This is a genomic window from Paenibacillus sp. y28 (assembly GCF_037137075.1).
Classification (GTDB): Bacteria; Bacillota; Bacilli; order Paenibacillales; family NBRC-103111; genus JBBBNV01.
The window spans coordinates 1-19,114 of sequence record NZ_JBBBNV010000046.1 but is presented as its reverse complement, the minus strand read 5'-3'; the positions used below and the strand labels follow the sequence as shown (position 1 = coordinate 19,114).

Annotated in this window: 16 protein-coding genes and 1 tRNA gene; 14 read left to right on the top strand and 3 right to left on the bottom strand. The window is 48.1% G+C overall.

The genetic code is table 11. The annotated features are described in order from the left end of the window. Positions 1–1,106, bottom strand: a 1,106-nt coding sequence (locus WBG83_RS21355) for an IS1380 family transposase (RefSeq protein WP_336747397.1), incomplete at its 3' end; no start/stop codon positions are given. Between the two features lie 837 nt (positions 1,107–1,943). On the opposite strand from WBG83_RS21355, the gene cysD reads away from it, so the two are divergent. Further along, positions 1,944–2,867 carry a sulfate adenylyltransferase subunit CysD gene (gene cysD / locus WBG83_RS21350; RefSeq protein ID WP_336747399.1) on the top strand — a complete coding sequence of 308 codons (924 nt, stop codon included), beginning with the start codon at positions 1,944–1,946 and terminating at the stop codon, positions 2,865–2,867. A 1-nt stretch (position 2,868) separates the two neighbouring features. Then, a complete protein-coding gene (locus WBG83_RS21345; RefSeq protein WP_336747395.1) occupies positions 2,869–4,569 on the top strand; it encodes a GTP-binding protein in 1,701 nt (566 codons plus the stop codon). A gap of 181 nt (positions 4,570–4,750) precedes the next feature. Here WBG83_RS21345 and WBG83_RS21340 read toward each other — a convergent pair whose 3' ends face one another. Next, complete coding sequence (locus WBG83_RS21340; protein WP_336747393.1) at positions 4,751–4,972, bottom strand: helix-turn-helix domain-containing protein; 222 nt, start codon at positions 4,970–4,972, stop codon at positions 4,751–4,753. A 445-nt stretch (positions 4,973–5,417) separates the two neighbouring features. Between WBG83_RS21340 and WBG83_RS21335 the strand changes: the two genes are divergently transcribed. From WBG83_RS21335 to purN, 6 genes are all read left to right on the top strand, one after another. Then, positions 5,418–7,325, top strand: coding sequence for a 3'-5' exonuclease (locus tag WBG83_RS21335; RefSeq protein WP_336747391.1), 1,908 nt, complete (start codon positions 5,418–5,420; stop codon positions 7,323–7,325). A gap of 61 nt (positions 7,326–7,386) precedes the next feature. Next, positions 7,387–7,671, top strand: coding sequence for a hypothetical protein (locus WBG83_RS21330; RefSeq protein ID WP_336747390.1), 285 nt, complete (start codon positions 7,387–7,389; stop codon positions 7,669–7,671). 838 nt (positions 7,672–8,509) lie between these two features. Further along, positions 8,510–9,001, top strand: coding sequence for a hypothetical protein (locus tag WBG83_RS21325; RefSeq protein ID WP_336747389.1), 492 nt, complete (start codon positions 8,510–8,512; stop codon positions 8,999–9,001). 343 nt (positions 9,002–9,344) lie between these two features. After that, positions 9,345–9,740 carry a (deoxy)nucleoside triphosphate pyrophosphohydrolase gene (locus WBG83_RS21320; RefSeq protein WP_336747387.1) on the top strand — a complete coding sequence of 132 codons (396 nt, stop codon included), beginning with the start codon at positions 9,345–9,347 and terminating at the stop codon, positions 9,738–9,740. An 82-nt stretch (positions 9,741–9,822) separates the two neighbouring features. Continuing rightward, positions 9,823–10,317, top strand: a complete 495-nt coding sequence (locus WBG83_RS21315) for a CYTH domain-containing protein (protein ID WP_336747398.1) — start codon at positions 9,823–9,825, stop codon at positions 10,315–10,317. A 27-nt stretch (positions 10,318–10,344) separates the two neighbouring features. Next, positions 10,345–10,941: a phosphoribosylglycinamide formyltransferase gene (gene purN, locus WBG83_RS21310; RefSeq protein ID WP_336747386.1), complete on the top strand. Its 597-nt coding sequence runs from the start codon at positions 10,345–10,347 to the stop codon at positions 10,939–10,941. 148 nt (positions 10,942–11,089) lie between these two features. On the opposite strand, the gene WBG83_RS21305 is transcribed toward purN, so the two are convergent. Further along, entirely contained in the window at positions 11,090–11,503 is a 414-nt protein-coding gene (locus WBG83_RS21305) for a hypothetical protein (protein WP_336747385.1), read from the bottom strand. Positions 11,504–12,078: 575 nt separating this feature from the next. Here WBG83_RS21305 and WBG83_RS21300 point away from each other — a divergent pair. The 6 genes from WBG83_RS21300 (at position 12,079) to WBG83_RS21275 (ending at position 18,740) form a co-directional block, all read left to right on the top strand. Next, positions 12,079–12,207, top strand: a complete 129-nt coding sequence (locus WBG83_RS21300) for a hypothetical protein (RefSeq protein WP_336747384.1) — start codon at positions 12,079–12,081, stop codon at positions 12,205–12,207. A gap of 377 nt (positions 12,208–12,584) precedes the next feature. Continuing rightward, on the top strand, positions 12,585–13,367 hold the full coding sequence (locus WBG83_RS21295; RefSeq protein WP_336747383.1) for a nucleotidyltransferase domain-containing protein: 783 nt from the start codon (positions 12,585–12,587) through the stop codon (positions 13,365–13,367). Between the two features lie 152 nt (positions 13,368–13,519). Then, positions 13,520–14,794, top strand: coding sequence for a methyltransferase domain-containing protein (locus WBG83_RS21290; protein ID WP_336747382.1), 1,275 nt, complete (start codon positions 13,520–13,522; stop codon positions 14,792–14,794). 3 nt (positions 14,795–14,797) lie between these two features. Further along, the gene (locus WBG83_RS21285) at positions 14,798–17,383 is read left to right on the top strand and encodes a metallophosphoesterase (protein WP_336747381.1); all 2,586 of its coding nucleotides are present in this window, start codon (positions 14,798–14,800) and stop codon (positions 17,381–17,383) included. 305 nt (positions 17,384–17,688) lie between these two features. After that, positions 17,689–17,771, top strand: a tRNA-Ser gene (locus WBG83_RS21280). 240 nt (positions 17,772–18,011) lie between these two features. Next, positions 18,012–18,740: an NAD-dependent protein deacylase gene (locus tag WBG83_RS21275; RefSeq protein WP_336747380.1), complete on the top strand. Its 729-nt coding sequence runs from the start codon at positions 18,012–18,014 to the stop codon at positions 18,738–18,740. Positions 18,741–19,114 lie beyond the last annotated feature (374 nt).

Genomic DNA, 19,114 nt, shown 5'->3' with positions numbered 1-19,114 from the left:
AACAAGTTATAGGCCAACAACTTGATCAGCAGATCGAGTTCGTTGGATTCAAATTCACTCGTGGCGATCCGGTCGATGGAAAAGCCGGTTTTGGCTTCCTTGATGTAATTTTCCATGCAGCAGCGCTGGTTGTAGAAGCGCCATAGATCAATCGATTCCCATTCCAGGTTGGTCACAATCGCTTCGTACTGCCAATCCTCATCAAACACGATGCGGCCCTGACCGTCATCGCACACTTGAGTCTTGCGAATGACCGCAACGCGGCGGGGCTTTTTCCAGGACGTTGCTTTGTAGATCAACGTGATGCCTTCAATGATCCAGTCCTCGTCGACATCGCGCGTCCAGTAGCGGCAAGTCGCGACTTCGGCCGCCAGTCGCTTGGTCCATTTGAGTTTACCGACATAGCCGATTTGGCGGCTTTCCCACAGCCGGTGGAAATCCTCGCCGCCAAAGCCCTTGTCGAACCGGGCGTATGCGACCTGTTGATCGCCGAGCAGCTCGAACGTGTGCTGCAAAAAGTCGATCGCGTCGGTCATGGAATGGGTGTTGCCGGGACGCAGCTTCGCGTTTAGGTTCAAGCGGGTTTGCCCTTCAAAAGCCATCAGCGGATGGTAGCTATGGCGTCCGGGCTTATGAGAATTGACGCCTTTAGCGGCGCCGGCTTGTTCCCCGTATACCGTCTCCACGGAGGAATCCAGATCGAGAATCGGCCTGTCGGGCAGGCAGGGACGAATGACTTCCAGGCTCAGCTTGCGCAGTTCCGTCGGGAGCTGCGGGCAGCGACCCAGACGAGCAAGCTCTTTGTACATCAAGCTGTGGTGCGGTAGACGACCGCCCAGAAAACGAAGAAGCAGCACATCCTGTTGTAGCTTGCGGAAGTGAAAGATCCGTCCGCAGCCGAGCACCCAGCCGATGATCAGATAGAGCAGGATGCGATACACGGAAAAAACAGCATTGCGCGCTTTTCCGCCGGAGAGACCGCGCATGGCATCGGCAAGCTTGATTTTTTCGAGATAAGCCAAGAAGATTTTGACGCCACCGAAGCTTGTGGTGTTTTGCAACGAAAATTCGCTCTTGATTTTACGGATGGGTGTGGTAGACTTCACCTTAAAAGGTGCTCCTCTCTTTGGGTGTAGTGTTCTCGACAAACACCATTCTACCAAAGATTTGGGCCCTTTTTCACGTTTTCAGAGCGTGGTACTTTCGAAATTCAGGTTTAATATTAATAATCGCAACGGGCATTGATGCAAAAAAAATCAGAAATCAGCCAAATGAACCGAAGACGCCAGGAAATACCTAGGCGTCTTCATTATTGTCCTTGTGCAGCTTTAGATGTAAAGAATGATTCGAATTTATCAGCAGCGGCTTGATCTGCAGTTCGAAGAGCATGGCCATAAATATTCATTGTTGTAGTAATGCTTCCGTGTCCTAACCGTTCTGAAATGATTTTGGCATGAACACCTTGGTTAATCAGTATTGTAGCCGAGGTATGCCCTTGTGGTGACTTCCGTTTTACACGAATCCATTCATGGGTTTCTTTGTTTTCAGCTGTCGCACACGAATAACATCTTTACGCTCCCCATATTTATTGTGGTGAAAATTACATGTATTCCGAGTAAAATATGTAATATCAGCATGAGGCGTTAACCGGGATACGGCTTTCCGCGATTTTCTGATTTCCTTGAGGTGATTATTTCCTTTTTTATTTTCCCAACCATGCATTAATCTGCTGTTCAGGTGTGGCGAAATGTAGTTAAATGTCATACAGTGATTATTGGGCTAGAGGGTGTGTCGCTTTTTCGAGAAAAAGGACGGCATGTGTTGACGAAAATGATAGAAATATAAATAATTTTACTTTCTTCCACTTTGCAATAAAGCTAGAATCTGATAGGATATATAGAAATACGATAGATTTAGTAAGAATTAAAGGGAGGCACCTTTCCATGCAAAAACCGATGCTTGATTCCATACATGAAATGACGCATCTGGATCAACTCGAGGCCGAAGCAATTTATATTATACGTGAAGTAGCGGCGGAATGTGAAAATCCTGTGATGCTGTATTCGATCGGGAAGGATAGCTCCGTGATGCTGCATTTGGCGCTGAAGGCGTTTTATCCTGAGAAGCCGCCATTTCCTTTCATGCATATTGATACCACCTGGAAGTTTAAAGAGATGATCGAATTCCGCGATCGCAAAGCGAAAGAATTCGGGATCGAAATGATTGTTCACTCGAATCAGGACGGTATTGACCAAGGGATCAACCCGTTTGATCATGGTTCCGCCTATACGGATATTATGAAGACCCAAGCATTGAAACAGGGTCTGGACAAATACGGGTTTACGGCTGCATTTGGCGGCGGAAGACGTGATGAGGAAAAATCGCGGGCGAAAGAGCGGATTTTTTCGTTCCGGAATAAAAATCATGCGTGGGATCCAAAAAGCCAACGGCCGGAAATGTGGAAGCTTTTCAACACACGAATTAATAAAGGCGAAAGCATTCGCGTTTTCCCGTTATCCAACTGGACCGAGAAAGATATATGGCAATACATTCGTAGAGAAAACATTGATATCGTGCCTCTCTATTTTGCCAAAGAACGGCCTGTACTCGAACGTGACGGCCACCTCATCATGGTGGATGATGACCGGCTGAAGCTTGAGCCTCATGAGAAGGTCGAAATGAAGAAGATGCGCTTTCGTACGTTAGGCTGTTATCCGCTTACTGGCGGTATCGAGTCGGAGGCGAATACGCTGGACGCAATTATTGAGGAAACGCTTGGCGCGGTTTCATCCGAACGGACAAGTCGGGTTATTGACCAAGAAGCGGCTGGAAGTATGGAGAGACGTAAACGGGAGGGCTATTTCTAACATGAAAAGTCTGCTTAAATTCATTACATGCGGCAGTGTAGACGACGGAAAATCTACCTTAATTGGACATATGCTTTATGATGCCAAGCTTTTGTTCGCCGACCAGGAAAAAGCATTGGAGCTGGATAGCCGGCTTGGCAGCCGCGGCGGAAAAATTGACTATTCCCTGCTTCTGGACGGATTGCTGGCTGAACGCGAGCAAGGGATTACGATCGATGTGGCCTATCGGTATTTTACGACGGATCACCGTTCATTCATTGTAGCGGATACGCCGGGACATGAGGAATATACTCGGAACATGGCTGTAGGCGCATCCTTCGCGGATCTTGCTATCATTCTTGTAGACGCAACCAAAGGGGTCATTATCCAAACGAAGCGCCATACCCGGATTTGCGCACTTATGGGAATTAAGCATCTTGTACTAGCAGTGAACAAAATGGATTTGGTGGACTTTGATCAACAGAAATTTGACGCTATCCGGGAAGAATTCCTCCAAATGACCGCTAATTTCCACTTTCAAAGTATACAGGTAATCCCTGTTTCGGCTACAGAAGGGGACAACATTACAAAAAAATCGCAGCATACCCCTTGGTATGATGGCCTTGCTTTACTGCCGTATTTAGAAAATGTGGATGTTCACACCAGCGAGGACACGAAGCAGTTTATGATGCCGATTCAACGCGTCTGTCGTCCGGACCATACGTTTCGCGGCTTCCAAGGCCAGATTGAGGCGGGAAGCATTGCAGTTGGCGATGAGCTGACGACGCTGCCTAGCCGTGAAAAGGCGAAGGTCAAACGCATTTTAGTAACAGACCAGGATCGGGATTCAGCCTTTGCCGGACAACCCGTAACGATTCAATTGGATCGTGAAGTGGACGTTTCGCGGGGCTGTGTATTCACGAAAGACGATCAAATCCAAGAGGCGGATAGCTTCACTGCCACGATTCTTTGGATGGATGATTCCGTACTGACTCCAGGTAAAAATTATTTGGTCAAGGTAGGGACGAAGATCCTGCCAGGTACCGTGACGGCGATTACGCATAAAATCGATATTAATACCGGAAATACAGTTCCGGCAGAGCATATTGTCAAGAATGAATTGGCAAAATGTGAATTTTCTTTATCCGATGACATTGTTTTTGATTCCTTTGAGCAATATAAAAGCATTGGCGGATTTATTCTGATCGATCGCGTAACCAATATGACATCGGCCTGTGGAGTCATTGACCAGGCTCTCCAAAAATCCGACAGCTCTGCACGGCTGGATACGGAAGTCACTAGAAATGTCCGTGCGGAACAAAAAGGCCAGAATCCATTAACCCTCTGGTTCACCGGTTCGATCTCGGATAGCTTGGCCGTTGCGAAGGAAGTGGAGAAACGCTTGGTAGCGACAGGCTACCACACGATGCTGCTCGAGCAGGGAGAATCGCCGCTCCCAATAGCGGAGGTTGCAAAATTGATGAACGATGCGGGACTTATCGCATTAGTATCCAGTGCTTCCCCCGAAAGTGACCTGGCAACTGCACGGGACATCCTTGGCAAAGACTATATCGAAGTCTTGGTAAGAGGTTTTGCAGGCAGATCGAGTACCGAAGCTGCAACTGGGAACCCGGAAATCGAAGTGGATACCACCAAGAATTCAATCGAAGAAGCTTCGAATTTTGTAGCAAAACGTGTTGTGAAATATTTAATCAGTCAGTAGTAACCTGCTTCAAGAAATCGAACTAACGAAAACGTCTTTGAAAAAAATATCCCTACATCAACATCAATAGTTGGTGAAGGGATATTTTTTGTCTCCGAATGTAGCAAAACAACCGTTTCAAGGGTTTCACGGCCCTGCCTAGGGTTCTCAATGCTGATCGTATGAAATTGGTGTTTATGCGTTAATCTTCAAAATCAATCAAATCGATAATCTTGCGAATATCGGTGATATTTAAGGCTTCAGCGATTCTTTCGATATGATTAAAGTTGATATTTTCCCGTTTGCCGTTAGACAACTCACTTAAGGCGGCATGGCGGACATCGGACAAGCGTGACAGCTCACGCAATGTAATGTTATATTCTTTAGCTAACTCGGAGATTTTCACAACCACTCTTTTTGACATTGTTCATCACTGTCTACCCGCGATTAACTTTACGCAAAAGCGTACCGTATAATGGATTTATTATGGGTATGCTTTTGCGTAATTATTCTTGAGAAATGGAGATTCTATGCAGGACTTTGTCTGCATTTCTTGCGTATCTCATCTGTCTTAATGTGAACTTAGCGCCGCCTTATTGTCGGCGTTTTTTGTAATACCGCAGTATACAGCAAATGCTGGCGGGCTTGCAGGATTCAATAAGGCTTTTTCTAATTTGGATTCTTTATTTCATTTCATTTCATTTCGTGGAGTGGAGAGAGAGTATGAGGCCAGGGAGTGACAGACAGAGCAGCAGTGGCTGTTTAGTTACTTCTCCTTAATTGGATGAAATTGTCGATATTTGTATTCATCGTATTACCTTTCATACTATAATAAGGAAGTGGATATTTCGCGCTAGGGGAGACAAATTATGGCTTACATGGTGCCAGAGACAATTCCAAGGAATGCAACTGCCGGGGAACGTGTTCTGTTCGAAAGCTTAAAAAATTATTTGCCGAGCGACTATATTGTCTATTATGAGCCGGAAATTCGGGGAAGAAGGCCCGATTTTGTCATTATCGGTCCTGACCTGGGTCTAGTGATTCTTGAAGTCAAGGACTATACGAGGCATACGTTATTCCAAGTGAATCATGATGAATGGACGCTGCGGAATACAGCGGGTGAGCTGATTCGGACAAAAAGCCCTTTTAAGCAAGCGCGGGATAATGCGCGCCTGATCGAAAATCACTTAAAGAAAGATAAAAGCCTGGTCCGGGAGTCGGGCTCCCATTTAAAGTTTCCTTATGGCTTCGGAACTGTTTTTACCCGGATCAAGCAAGAGGAGTTTGTTAAGCTTGATTTGTTTCAAGTCATTGAGCCTCATTTTGTCCTGTGCAGAGATGAAATTGATCCTGACGAGGAAGGCTTCTCAGCAGATATTTTGAAAGAAAAGATTCATGGTATGTTTACTGTATGGAATCCGGGGAAGACCGTCTTGAGCGATGAAGATATTCAGGCGATCCGATTTCATTTATTCCCCGAGGTGCGGATTAGCGCGGAATATAGACCGGCAGTGCAGCATCAGGAGCAATTGCTGCTTTCCTTGCACAATATCAAGACGATGGACCTGCATCAAGAAAATATGGCGAAGCAGATTGGAGATAAGCATCGGCTTATACGCGGGGTTGCCGGCAGCGGCAAAACGCTTGTTCTGGCTAGCCGTGTTAAAATGCTTGCCAAGAATCATCCGGATTGGAAAATACTAGTACTCTGCTATGGTATTCCGTTATCCCGAAGCTTGAAGCAGATGATTGAGCGAAAAATGGAAGAGCCGGATGACCTTATGGAGCTTATTCTTTCTCCATCGGAGGCGACGCTCGATAAGTCTAACATAGAAGTGTACAACTTTCACGATTGGCTTAGAAATAAATTACAGATGAAGGATAGCGAAATCCCCGGTTTACTGGATAAATTGGCAAGGAACGAAGCCATTGTTCCATCGTATGATGCAATAATGATTGATGAGGGCCAGGATTTTGAGCCGGATTGGCTGAAGCTGTTAAGTCATTGCTTAAACCCGGCTACACAGTCCTTCCTTTTGGTTGAAGATCGAGCGCAATCGATTTTCAAAAGAAAGACAAGTCTGGCACAAGACATTGGACTCGATTTTCGGGGACGATCCAAGATTTTATCGATTAATTACAGAAATACAGCACAAATTGCCCAATTTGCTTGGGACTTCTACCAAGAGCACTCTCAATTGAAGAACAAGGTCCAACGCGCTTCAGTCGATGGGATGGAAATAATTCCTCCGCAATCTACAAAACGAAAAGGTCCAGAGCCGTTGATTAAAGGGTTTCGGGATTTTCAGGAGGAGATGAACTTTGTCTCTAAATCGATTATTTATTTGAATCAACAGAAAAACATACCGTATCAAGAAATTTGTATTTTATATCGTGTGAAAAATAATCACCGTCTTTCATATATAGATGAAATAAAATCCAGTCTGAACGGGCATGAAGTCCCCTTCACATGGATTACCGAAAGCGGGCAGGCGAAGCGGAGCTTTGTCCGTGATGCGCCGGCTGTCAAAATATCGACGATCGATAGTGCTAAAGGGCTTGATTTCCGCGCCGTTTTTATTGTCAATATTGAAAATATGCCCTTTCGGTTAGAAGAAGTAGAGGAAAGAGAAGTCTCTCTATTTTATATTGGAATGACACGGGCCTTGGAGTGGTTGTTTTTGACCTACAGCGGAGCATCTAAATTTACTCAGTATCTGGACGAGGTTTCGAGCAAAAGGAGCGAGCAGCCTCCATCTCATAAACAGCCTGGTTAGGGCGAACGAACTTGCGTGCCTTTTCCGAAATCAGGTTTAAACTACATGGGCGGTGAATAGGATGGAATTTTATTTTAAAACGGTCGGTGCAAAAGTACATCTTTATCGCGAGTCCGGCTTCTTTGATGATGATTTAGGCGAACTGCATGAAACCTTTACCGGAAAGCTGAAGACCCGGAAATTTTTTGGAGAGAATTTCGAGCTTGAAGATATTTCGGGATTATTTTCAAAAGGAGACCGGTATTCCATTAAGAGCACAAAGGGCCTAAATGGTATGTTGGAGAAAAAGAGTTTTAGCGATCGATACACGTTCAAAGAAACAGGAAGCACAGAAGGAGGAGAGTGAAACACAGCGGCGTGTAACATTCGCGGTTGATTCACAGCGACAGACTTCGTATTGCTGTCGCTTAGGCAGGGCTAGTTTAGTGGCTATGAATACGGCTGCTTTGCTCCTGAACGGGAGCTGAGCCGCGCAGAGGCGGTTATCATAGTCAATCGTCTGAGCGGACTTTCTACGCAGGGCAATCAGGTGCCGAGAGGATCGGATGTGCCCCAGATACATTGGACGTTCGGCGATATTCAAGCGGCCAGCTTGATTATCGGGCCTTCATGTTCCCACTATTCAGCTTTAATCCTCTAGGCGTATAGAAGGATAGGATAGACCAGGCAGCCTCCGGTCCGGTTATGCGGATTGAGGCTGCTTGGTTCGTTTATCGATTTTAATTTATGTGCCTGTCTGCAGCTCTACTAAGAATTTGCACGTTTGCCCACAGCACACATGGAGCCGGGCCTTTGCCGCAGCCGTAGCTTTAGTAGCTTTATGCCTTGGATGGAGCGTTCCTCGGCGGCAAAATTCTGGATGGTGCATTCAAAATGAGCTTCCGTCGGAAGTGGTTCATTTCAAAGCATTCCTGGCTGATGCTCTTCTCTATACTGGTCAAGTTGTCCCGGACGATCAACGACATCCGATAATAATATTCGTCCGTAATTTTATTTCTTCCATTGTTCATGATCCAGAAGCGATACTTGTACGCATAATTGCTCGTATTAGGCTCAGTTATACCGGGAAAATAGGGATTTAGCCGGTTTATTTTCATCCCCCGCATCATACAATACACTATGTTGAAAACGCTAACATACCTGTTGTATGCATCAATGCTTCCAGTGTAAGAGGGGGCCGGGCAATGAAAACCCGTTTATGGTCAGAGCAGCTTGTCAAACAGCATTTCCCGCATTTACGGTATGTCAGGATTCGTACGGAGGGAAGAAACACCGCGGTTATCTATGCTTGGAATGACAGCCTTCAGCTGCCTGATCAGGATACACACCGCCTGAAGCATTTTGCCGGCGGGTATTTCCCGCAAGTTTGCTTTCAAGTCAAGCCCTATGATAAGGTCCGGTCTGATCGGGTGCCGCAGGCGAAGCCTCTGCCCGAACCGATTCTTCAGGCGGCTTTGGACAGAAAGCTGAATCAGGAAGGAATGATGGCTGCCGTCAATCGGCTGTTCCCGTGCGGCCTGCTTCATTTTATGAAGTACGATTCAACGACGGGAATTATTTTTTTCGGCTTTCATTCCATCACACACGTTCGGGAAGAGGATCGGACATTAATATCCGGCTATTTGGAGGAGCTCCTTCCGGTTGGCTTCATGTGCCAAGTGGATTTCTTTTCATAGACAGCAGCGGTGCCGCAACAGACGCCATCCGTTCCGGGAGAGGCGTCTGTTAGCATTTTAGAGGGGGTTCATACGGCGTGGATACTTTATGCACGATGCATTGCTGCTGAACGAGGCTGACCGGCCCCAATTTCATTCTGCTGACGATCCGTTGACCTCTAGCGTTTATCCGGCCATGAAGCGGACAGGCGGTTCGGCCTCATTCCGATGCCGGTCGGATGAGAGGAGCGGGCATTATCCGCCCTTCCCCGGAAAAGTGTATACTAGTCCATAGAGAGAAGGGAAAGCTTGTAACGGCCGAACACAAGATGAAGAGTAAAGAAGAATAGTGGAGGAATTGTTAATGATTGAGGTTGCAGCGGCAGTCATCGAGAACATCGATGGGGCCATTCTGATCGCACGGCGTAAACCCGGCAAAGCGCAGGAGGGGCTGTGGGAATTTCCTGGCGGCAAAATCGAGCCCGGCGAATCTCATGAAGCGTGCTTAATCCGGGAGCTCATGGAGGAAATGAATATCGCGATTCGTCCCTATACGTATCTAGGCGTAAATGATCATCGGTATGACAGCGTACATATCCGGCTTTTTGCATACAAGGCGGTGTATATGCACGGCAATCTGATGTTGAAGGATCATGATGCTTCTGTCTGGGTTCAGGCGCGCGATCTTTTACAGTATAACCTCGCCCCGGCCGACATTCCTTTTGTAGAAAAGCTGCTTCAAGCCGAGGGAACATGCTAGAATGCAATAGAGAGAACGGGGAGCTTGGCCGGCGACCGGCAGCTTCAAACTTAAACGATATGGAGGAAAACGATACGATGGCATTATAGAAATCGAACGCAAGTTTTTGCTCCCTCAATATCCGGAGGCTTTGATCCGGGAGGGGAAGCTGGTTATTCAATCGGAGCAGTATATCGCCCAGACTTATCTTGCAATTGAGGGGGATCAAGAGCTTCGGGTACGTAAAATAGAAGATATGCATTCCGGCGGGCTTACGTTTACGCATACCTTTAAGAAGGGCCACGGTCTGGCGCGTGAAGAAATTGAATATATAATTTCGGAAGGGCTGTACAGCCAGGTCATACAGGCTTTGGGTGCGATTCCGCTGACCAAAAAGCGCATAACAGCCGCATGGGGCGATACGGTTGTAGAGATAGATTGCTATGACCAGCTTGAATTGACTGTGCTGGAGGTAGAATTCGCCTCAGAGGAGGAAGCGGTGGCCTTTGCGGCACCGGAATGGTTCGGGAAGGACATCAGCATGGAGAAGCAGTACAGCAACAAGAAAGTGTGGAAGGACCTGCAGCAGAGCCGCTAGCTGGATAGAAAGGGAGTGCTGCTCCACATGCGCAGTATGAACATGGGCTTCCTGGTCTCACATGGCGGAAGCAATATGCAGGCTGTTGTTGATGCCTGTAAACAAGGGACACTGAACGCCTCGCCCCGTGTAGTGATCAGCAACAACTCCGGCTCGATGGCACTGCAGAGAGCTAGGAGGGAAGGGATACCGGGCTATCATCTGAGCGCTGCCCGTTTTCCCGATCCTGTCCTGCTGGATGAACAAATTTACAGCACACTGCGGCGACATGACGTGGATCTTGTGCTGCTTGCCGGCTACATGAAGCGGCTGGGGGAACAAACCATGAGCGGCTATGAAGGCAGCATCATGAATATTCATCCGTCCCTGCTGCCGAAGTTTGGCGGCGCCGGCATGTATGGCGGCAAGGTGCATGAAGCCGTTGTTGCCGCAGGGGAAACGGTGACAGGGGTAACGATTCACCGGGTTAGCGGAGAATATGATACCGGGGAAATTTTGGCCCAATGCGAGGTGCCTGTGTATCCGGGGGATACGGCTGACGCTTTGGGGGAGCGGGTGCTCAAGCGGGAGCATGAATTTCTGGTTGAAACGTTAATCGCGATAAGCGAAGGCCGCATGGGCTAATCATCCGGTCCGGGTAGAGCAAAATACACGGAATTTCCTACGCGCTCGGCCTATCCGCCTGAAATTACAGCAAAGACGCCTCCAAACCACGGGATATGTGGGCAAAGGAAGCGTCTTTTTTACACGATCTGCTCGATAAATTCCGTTATTAGTTCACTACGATATTTCCTTCTGCCGCGCAGGAAGAACCAACGGAATAGGCGCAGCTCAGCATAAGCTTGAAGCCCACTTCAGAAGGGCCCCAAGGGTAGTAATCCGTCAAATCCGATACATTCAGTGTATTGGAGTACGTATACTTGTCGTCATAAGCAACATAAGGGGACAGCCAGCCCGAATCGAGGACGATACCGCTGCTGTCTTGAAGCTCCCAATAAACGTTGGTATACCCTTGGTTCCCTACATAATAGGAAACGGATGAGCCGTAGTAAGGCCCGATGGTGTGTTCACTACCGCCGGATACGGATATCCAGTGGTCCTCCACGGCCAAAGCAGGCATTGCAGCAGTAAACAGAGATACGGCGATCAGGAGAATCGTGAGTAAACGTCGAGTTTTGTTCATCATTTCATTCCTCTCTATTCGTTTGTTTTCAAACATGTGATTCGGCAGGCTGCTGCTGCTCGTTGCTCCTCCCCTTTGGGTGCGAGATTTCTGGAAATGAAAATACATATATCCCCTTTTAAAAGGATTATTTCCAGAGTGCAACCCCATGATAGCATGGGGGCATATGCCGGGAATATAGGTGATTTGCACTGATTTTATCTTAAACAAGGGTGACTTTCCGCCGCGCCTAGTTTCGAATTTCCGGCAGCTGCTTCCCCTGCCAGCGAGCGTAGGGACTAGAAGCAGAATGGATTTGCCCCCAAATATGACCTTCAGCTGGGAATAGGGGACCATTTTTGGATTGGATGCTAAAACAGGAACATACGTTTTCGTTTTATCCGTGCTGTTTTGGAATCATTTCGGCAGCTCATTTTGGAGGTGGTGTCCTTGCAGGTGCAGCAGCTGGTTCTAGGATAGCGGCGTAAGCTTTTAGGTCGTAATACTTTTACCCTGTTCATTTGGCGGGAAAAAAGCGATGATATAGAAGTGAAGCCGGCACGGTGCTGCTGGCGGATCGGAATCATGGAGGCGCTCGGATGGGCTACTTCGCCTTCCACGCGACATGGTTGATGCCGGACAACGGAGCCGCTCAACCAGTCAGTGCCTATCCGTCTTTTTCCTCCGTGATTAAAACAGATGATTTTGAAGCTGAAGCGAGGCGCTAGGAAGGGCTGCTTCGTCTGTTATGGGAATGGAAATGAACGTGTTCGAATACGAACACAAGCCGCCTTTTCGTTTCTTCCTCGCTTCGTTTACAGAAATAATGAAACAGGAGGCCGATGAGCATGGTAAGCAACGGATACGGATTAAATTGCGCAAAGCTGCCAAACGAAGCGATTGTAATGCCAGCTGTGGCTTGCTTCAGCTCATGGGCCTTCCCGGATTATAGCGGATAACTGCGAGGCGGATTGTTTATGCCGCTTCGTGTCCGCCCTGTTATCACCGGCCATGGCCCCTGTGCCCATGGTCTTTTTTTACACCTGCATTAAAGGTTGCTTCATTATGACAAACGTGCTGTGAATATAGCGGAGGGGTGAGACAAATGCCTGATTATCAACAAATCATACGAAGCGAGCTTCAAGCCATTGAACAGCAGGAGCAGGTCCGCATCCTGTATGCCTGCGAGTCAGGCAGCCGGGCCTGGGGATTTCCCTCGCAGGATAGCGACTATGATGTCCGGTTTATTTATGTCCGTCCGGTTGAATGGTACTTGTCCATCTTTGAGAAGCGGGATGTCATTGAACGGCCCATCAGCGATTGGCTTGATATACATGGCTGGGATTTGCGCAAGGCACTTGTTTTGTTCCGCAAGTCCAATCCTCCCCTGCTGGAATGGCTGCATTCTCCTCTCCCTTATTATGAGCGGTACACAATAGCGGAGCAGATTCGCGGCATGTCGCCATTTACTTTTTCGCCGAAGTCGTGCATGTACCATTACCTTAATATGGCGAAGGGGAATTATCGCGATTATTTGCGCGGCGAGCAAGTCAAGCTTAAAAAATACTTCTATGTGCTCCGGCCCATCTTGGCCTGCGGCTGGATTGAAGCTTACAACGGGATGCCGCCGGTGGAATTCGATAAGCTGGTGGAAGCATTCATTCCGGCAAACAGCGAACTGTTTGCGGTCATTCAACAGCTGCTGGCCCGCAAAAAATCAGGGGATGAGTTGGATTTGGAGCCGAGGGTCAACCCGATAAACCAGTATATAGAGGAACGTATGGCGTATTTTGAGCAAATCGCTATCAACATGAGACCATCCGGGGACAGTCAGGACGAGCAGCTGGATAGTCTGTTTCGCTCGGCATTACAGGAGGTATGGGGCTAAGGAGGTAACCATTTGTTTCTGCTGGCTGCTCGGGAACGAAGCGGTTACACGAACAGACGATGGGCCCTCCATCGTGGAACAGTCCCCCACAGTCACAGCTGAGGGCAACTATGAAAACGAAGGACATTTGTTAATCAAGGGGAAGATGAAGCATGGCCATTATTCAATTAAAATCGACCAACCCGCAGCTTTCTTTTATTATCAAGAAAAATCCGGATTCCGGCATGATTCTGCGGGCGGTGCGCAAAGGGATGGCATACGGGTGGTACGCCGACCCTTCGACGTTTAACGTGTATTTCAAGGATGCGGACAATGAGGTCTCCTTTAAGCAGCACGAACAGGAGCAGTTCGAATATTTGAACGTATCCCGGTACAACACGCCTCTGTTTCCGCTAAGCGCGCTGAATGAATTTTTCTCGGCGCCGCTGAAAGCCCGCGATGAACGGGATACAGACGGGTTCGAGCATACGCTGTTTATCAACATGCTTCACATTGAACTCATCCGTTATGTTGAATTTTTTGAGAAGCATTTGCAGGACTTCTCGTTCGAGGTGCAGCATCAAGCGCACAAAAGCTACTCCCTGACCATCAAAACGAACACCAGCCTTTATCATCTTTTGCATGTAGTCAGTGTGCTGTGTCTGTTCTTGTCCATGTTCGGCAAAGAGCACATCGATATTTCGGACAGCGTTCTGGATAAATACGTGAAGAGTGTCCAGGTCATAGATGCCCCGTTCTATATCCGCAGCTTGTTTGTGCGCAATTTCCTGACCTCCAAGCAGCGGTTTCGTCAATACAAGGACGCGCTGGAGCAAACGGGACGCTACGCCATCCATTTTGATTTCGGGAGCACGGCCTTTCAGCGGAGAAGCTATATCGGCAGTGCGCTTTCATTTGACAAATCGATACTCGATATCGGTTGCGGCGAAGGGTTCTATGCGCTGTCGTTTGCAGCGAAGCTGGAGGGCAGCTACTACGCAGTGGACACAAACGAACTGATGCTGGAGTCGGTTAAACGCAAGGCGGCCTCCAAGCAGATCGACAACATTGCGGTATATCGTTCCCTGGACTGCTTTTTGGAGGAGTACAATGGCGAACAGGTGGATGTCATTTTGACCGAGGTTATCGAGCATATGAGTCAGGATGAGGCCGAGGCGTTCATTCGGCACGTGCTGGCGCACGTTGATTTTGAACGTTTTATTATTACGACCCCGAATGCCGATTTCAACCCGTTTTATAGCTTAAGCGGCTTTAGGCATGAGGATCACAAATGGGAAATGGGCCGGACCGAGTTTCGCCGGTGGCTTCTGGCTGCTGTCGGACAATCGGGCGCTGCGGGTCTGCAGTGCGACTTCGTCGATATTGGCGATGGTGTTGGCGACATTTATACGACCCAGGGTGTTATTTTGACAAAAAGGAGGGGCTGACAGGTGGAGCTGCAAACAAAAGTGCATACGATTTTTATGATGATTGGATCGACAGAGTGCGGCAAAACAACCTTTGCCCGCGAAGTGTTAATCCCTCAGCTGCGGTTTGAAGATGAAACCAAAATGGTAAAGGCGAATGTCCAGTATTTGTCCTCCGATAGCATCCGTCAGGAGGTGCTGGGCTTTGAATACGATAAATACGATCAGGTGATGCTGGAGTCCAGCGCCCAGGCGTTTCATTTGCTTTTTGAAAAGTTAAAAATGGTAACCTCCTTTCCCGTCAACGCCGAATTTGTCGTGTTGGATACGACAGGACTGGCCGAGGATTTCCGGGCCAAGGTAAGGGAAATCGCCCAGGAAAACAACTATAACCTGGAAGTGATTTTGTTCGACTACCGGAAGCGGGAAGACTATTATGCTTCGGAACGATCCAAGAGATTGATTACTAACCACATTAACCGCCTGCGCAAGGACGTGCTTGGCTCGCTTGCCCGGGAAGGGTATGCGGCTGTCCATAAGGTGCGGTACAAAAACTTTTACTCTCCCGAGCAGCAGCTGGCGAATCCGGATTACAAGGTTGTCATTGCCGATAAGCAGGCATATCTGGACACCATTCTGCCCCATAACCAAAGCTATATTGTCGTAGGGGACGTGCATGAATGCCTGCCAGAGCTGAAGGGGCTGCTTACCAGCTTTGGTTATATCGTTTCTGAAGGAAGGCTGGCCGTTACCGACAAGGTCCGCGATACGAAAATCATTTTGGCCGGGGACTGGATTGATAAAGGGAACCATACCAGCGAGATGATTCAGTTTCTGTATGACAACCGGGCGCATTTCTTGCTGGTGAAAGGTAATCATGAGAATTTTGTTTACAAGTACATTCAGGGCGAAATTAAGGGCGCTGATCAGGAGAAGGTGCATGCCTACTTTGATTCGACAGAAGTGCTGTTCCGCGATGAAGTCCTGTGGGGCAAGTTTGAAGCGCTGGTGTCGGCTTCACAGCCGTTTTACCGGTTTAACGGTGTGCAGGGGCCGTCCTTCTATGTCACCCATGCGCCTTGCAGAAACAAATACATCGGCAAAATCGATATCAATTCGGTTCGCCATCAGCGTAATTTCCGAATTGACCGGAGCGCTCCGCTGGAGGAGCAGCTTGCTTTTTTGACGGAGGAGGCCGTCAGCAATTATCCGTTCCATATTTTCGGCCATATTGCGGCGCAGCAAAGCTTCCGGATTAAAAATAAAATTCATATCGACACCGGATGTGTCTACGGAAATGTGCTTACTGCGGTAAAAATTTCGTTTAAGCCGTTTATGAAATCATTCAAATCGGTCCGTGCGGCGGTGAAGGATGAGCTTCCCGTGCTGTTCAAGGCTTCCCGCAAGGTAGCGGTGCAAGAGCTGAGCGAGGACGATCTTCGCCGCCTGCACTACTGCTCCCGGAACAAAATTAACTTTATATCGGGAACGATGTCCCCGTCCGATAAGGACGAGCCGCACCAGGAGCTGGAATCGCTTCAGCGGGGCCTGGATTATTTTGCCGAGAAGGGCATTAGCCGGGTTGTTCTTCAGCCGAAATACATGGGCTCCCGCTGTAACATTTATTTGCATCAGGATGTGGAGCAGTGCTTTGCCGTCAGCCGCAACGGATACAAGATCAAGCAGGTGGATTTAACGGAGATTTATCGGGAGCTGCTGCGCAAATTCGGCGGTTATATGGAGGAGCGCCACATCACGATGCTGATTTTGGACGGGGAGCTGCTGCCGTGGAAAGCATTAGGCGAGGGATTGATTGAACGGCAGTTCAACCCGATTGGGAGGGCGCTTGAAAGCGAGTTTGCCTTTTTGCAGGAGAATGGCTTTGAGGATGCGTTTCAAAAGCTGGCAGCAGGGTATGAGGCCAGCGGGTTTGAAAAGGATCAATTCCACCTGCCCAAGGCAGCATTAAGTGACAAATACGGCTCCAGCATATATCAAAACTACAAGCATCTCCGTGAGATTATCGGGACCTATGTGCCGCTTGATGTGCATATGAAAGCCTATGAAACGTATAAAAAGCAGCTGGATTTGTACGCACAGGATGAGGCTTCCCATTACAAGCCTTTTGCTGTTCTCAAAATCATTTATGCCAATGGAGAGGAGGAGCAGCCGGAATGGAGGACTTCGGACATGTACAGCTTTTTGTCGGAAGACGAGTTTATTGTTTTGGATTTGGATTCACCGGACAGTAAGGAGCTGGCTCAGAATTTTTTTGCCAAGCTGACCGTGGAGCAGCGGATGGAGGGCGTCGTCATCAAGCCGGAGGACCCGCAAAGCAGGGGTGTGCCGTACATGAAGGTGCGCAACCCGGAGTATCTGTCAATCATCTATGGATACGATTACCGGTTTCCGCACAAGTATAGCAAGCTGCTGAAGCAAAAAAACATCCAGCGAAAGCTTCGTACGTCATTAAACGAATACCGGCTGGGCCGAAGCATGCTGGCGGTGCCGTTTCATGAGATTGCCCCGGATCACCAGGGCTACCAAGAAGCCGCAGCTAATTTATTGTTTGAGGTGGCCGGAGAAAAAGAAATCGATCCGAGATTGTAGCCGGAGCGTCCATGAGCCGTTCGATTTGTCAGCATGCTGGCGGATGGGCGGCCTTTTGGCGTACAGCCTTCAACTCGCGGCGTGAATTGCTTGACCGGAGCACCGCACGCATTTTCTATATCAGATTGGCGAGAGAAACCGTGTCTCTAAATCTGCTGGCCGTACAGCCTGTCAGCTCGAAGGTTTGCGTTTAAGCGCCGGAAAGAGCTTTAAGGTGAAATCGTAATACTTTTACCCTGTTCAACCGGGCGTTTATCGGCGAAAATAAGCTTGTGAGGCAGAAGTCTTCAAGGTCCTGCATCACTGATGAAAATCATGAATGAGGCGTTTGGAAGGGCTACTTCGCCTGTTAAGCGACGTGTCGCCGGTTCGAGTCCGGCTTTTCCCGCAAGGGAGAATAGCTCAGTTGGTAGAGCAGTTTTGTACCTTTCCGCCTTTTTCCTCATTCATGTCTTTTAAATTTGAACAACTAACTGCAGTCTATCCGTCAGATTAGATCATTCACTTACTCCAGGCTGAGCCATTCGATAACGAAATGGTTCTATGCTGGAATATCATATTTTCTAAAAAAACAAAGCGAGGCCAGAAAGCTTGCGGTTCCGGCTAGAAGAGACAAGGAAGGGATAGTATGCAGCTCGGTGAATGGAAGCGATTAATAAAGGACAGCGATAATATTGTATTTTTCGGTGGCGCAGGCACGTCCACGGAAAGCGGCATACCGGATTTTCGTTCAAAGGCCGGGCTGTTTCAAGCGAGTGGCGGCAAGGCCTCGCCGGAAGAAATATTGAGCCGTGATTATTTTATGCAGCACACAAAGGCCTTCTATAATTTCTATACGTCCAAAATGATTTATCGTGACGCGCGTCCTAACGCGGGCCATTATGCACTGGCCGAGCTGGAGCGGGTAGGCCGGCTGCGGGCAATCATTACCCAAAACATCGACGGCCTGCACCAGCAGGCGGGCAGCAGCAATGTTCTGGAGCTGCATGGCTCCGTGCATCGCAATCATTGTATGGCCTGCCAGCGTTTCTACTCCTTGGATCAAATGCTTCAAGCAGCAGGGCCGGTGCCTCATTGCAGCGTGTGCAGAGGGATTATTAAGCCGGATGTTGTCTTGTACCAAGAAAATTTGGATTTTGAGCTGCTCGGACAGGCGGCATCGTATATTGAGCAGGCGGACGTGCTGATTGTTGCCGGAACTTCATTGACGGTTCAGCCTGCCGCGGGTTTAATCCGTTACTATCAAGGGAATAAATTTGTGCTCATTAATAAGGGGGCAACTTCGTATGACGGGCGAGCCGATTTTCTCATTTCCGACAGTATTTCCGCCGTTCTTACAGCGATTGTGACAGACTAAATCAAATAAATAATAAAAAAATCGAAAAAACAGTTGCAATTTAATTCTAAACATGATAAATTGTAATTCCGCCGGTTGATTCACATGAAATTGATTTGAACCGACAGCGGTCGACAAAAAAAGCACTTGCACTTTTGAAGTCGATGTGGTAAGATGAAGTTCCGGTCGCGAGAATGAAAAAAACGAACGGCCGTGAATAAAAGAAGTACAAGCCTTGTTCTTTGAAAACTGAACAACGAGTGAGAAGGCAAATGAGATTTTAAAAATCTCGTCAGCAATGCAATATTGAGCTAATTCAGCTTAACAATAAGCCCTGTGAAGGGCACTTTATTGGAGAGTTTGATCCTGGCTCAGGACGAACGCTGGCGGCGTGC

What these genes read in the sequence shown, in the direction of transcription:
- cysD (WP_336747399.1), top strand. Translation starts at nt 1,944, where the DNA reads ATGCAAAAACCGATGCTTGATTCCATACATGAAATGACGCATCTGGAT.
- WBG83_RS21345 (WP_336747395.1), top strand. Translation starts at nt 2,869, where the DNA reads ATGAAAAGTCTGCTTAAATTCATTACATGCGGCAGTGTAGACGACGGA.
- WBG83_RS21340 (WP_336747393.1), bottom strand. Translation starts at nt 4,972, where the DNA reads ATGTCAAAAAGAGTGGTTGTGAAAATCTCCGAGTTAGCTAAAGAATAT.
- WBG83_RS21335 (WP_336747391.1), top strand. Translation starts at nt 5,418, where the DNA reads ATGGCTTACATGGTGCCAGAGACAATTCCAAGGAATGCAACTGCCGGG.
- WBG83_RS21330 (WP_336747390.1), top strand. Translation starts at nt 7,387, where the DNA reads ATGGAATTTTATTTTAAAACGGTCGGTGCAAAAGTACATCTTTATCGC.
- WBG83_RS21325 (WP_336747389.1), top strand. Translation starts at nt 8,510, where the DNA reads ATGAAAACCCGTTTATGGTCAGAGCAGCTTGTCAAACAGCATTTCCCG.
- WBG83_RS21320 (WP_336747387.1), top strand. Translation starts at nt 9,345, where the DNA reads ATGATTGAGGTTGCAGCGGCAGTCATCGAGAACATCGATGGGGCCATT.
- purN (WP_336747386.1), top strand. Translation starts at nt 10,345, where the DNA reads ATGCGCAGTATGAACATGGGCTTCCTGGTCTCACATGGCGGAAGCAAT.
- WBG83_RS21305 (WP_336747385.1), bottom strand. Translation starts at nt 11,503, where the DNA reads ATGATGAACAAAACTCGACGTTTACTCACGATTCTCCTGATCGCCGTA.
- WBG83_RS21300 (WP_336747384.1), top strand. Translation starts at nt 12,079, where the DNA reads ATGGGCTACTTCGCCTTCCACGCGACATGGTTGATGCCGGACAACGGA.
- WBG83_RS21295 (WP_336747383.1), top strand. Translation starts at nt 12,585, where the DNA reads ATGCCTGATTATCAACAAATCATACGAAGCGAGCTTCAAGCCATTGAA.
- WBG83_RS21290 (WP_336747382.1), top strand. Translation starts at nt 13,520, where the DNA reads ATGGCCATTATTCAATTAAAATCGACCAACCCGCAGCTTTCTTTTATT.
- WBG83_RS21275 (WP_336747380.1), top strand. Translation starts at nt 18,012, where the DNA reads ATGCAGCTCGGTGAATGGAAGCGATTAATAAAGGACAGCGATAATATT.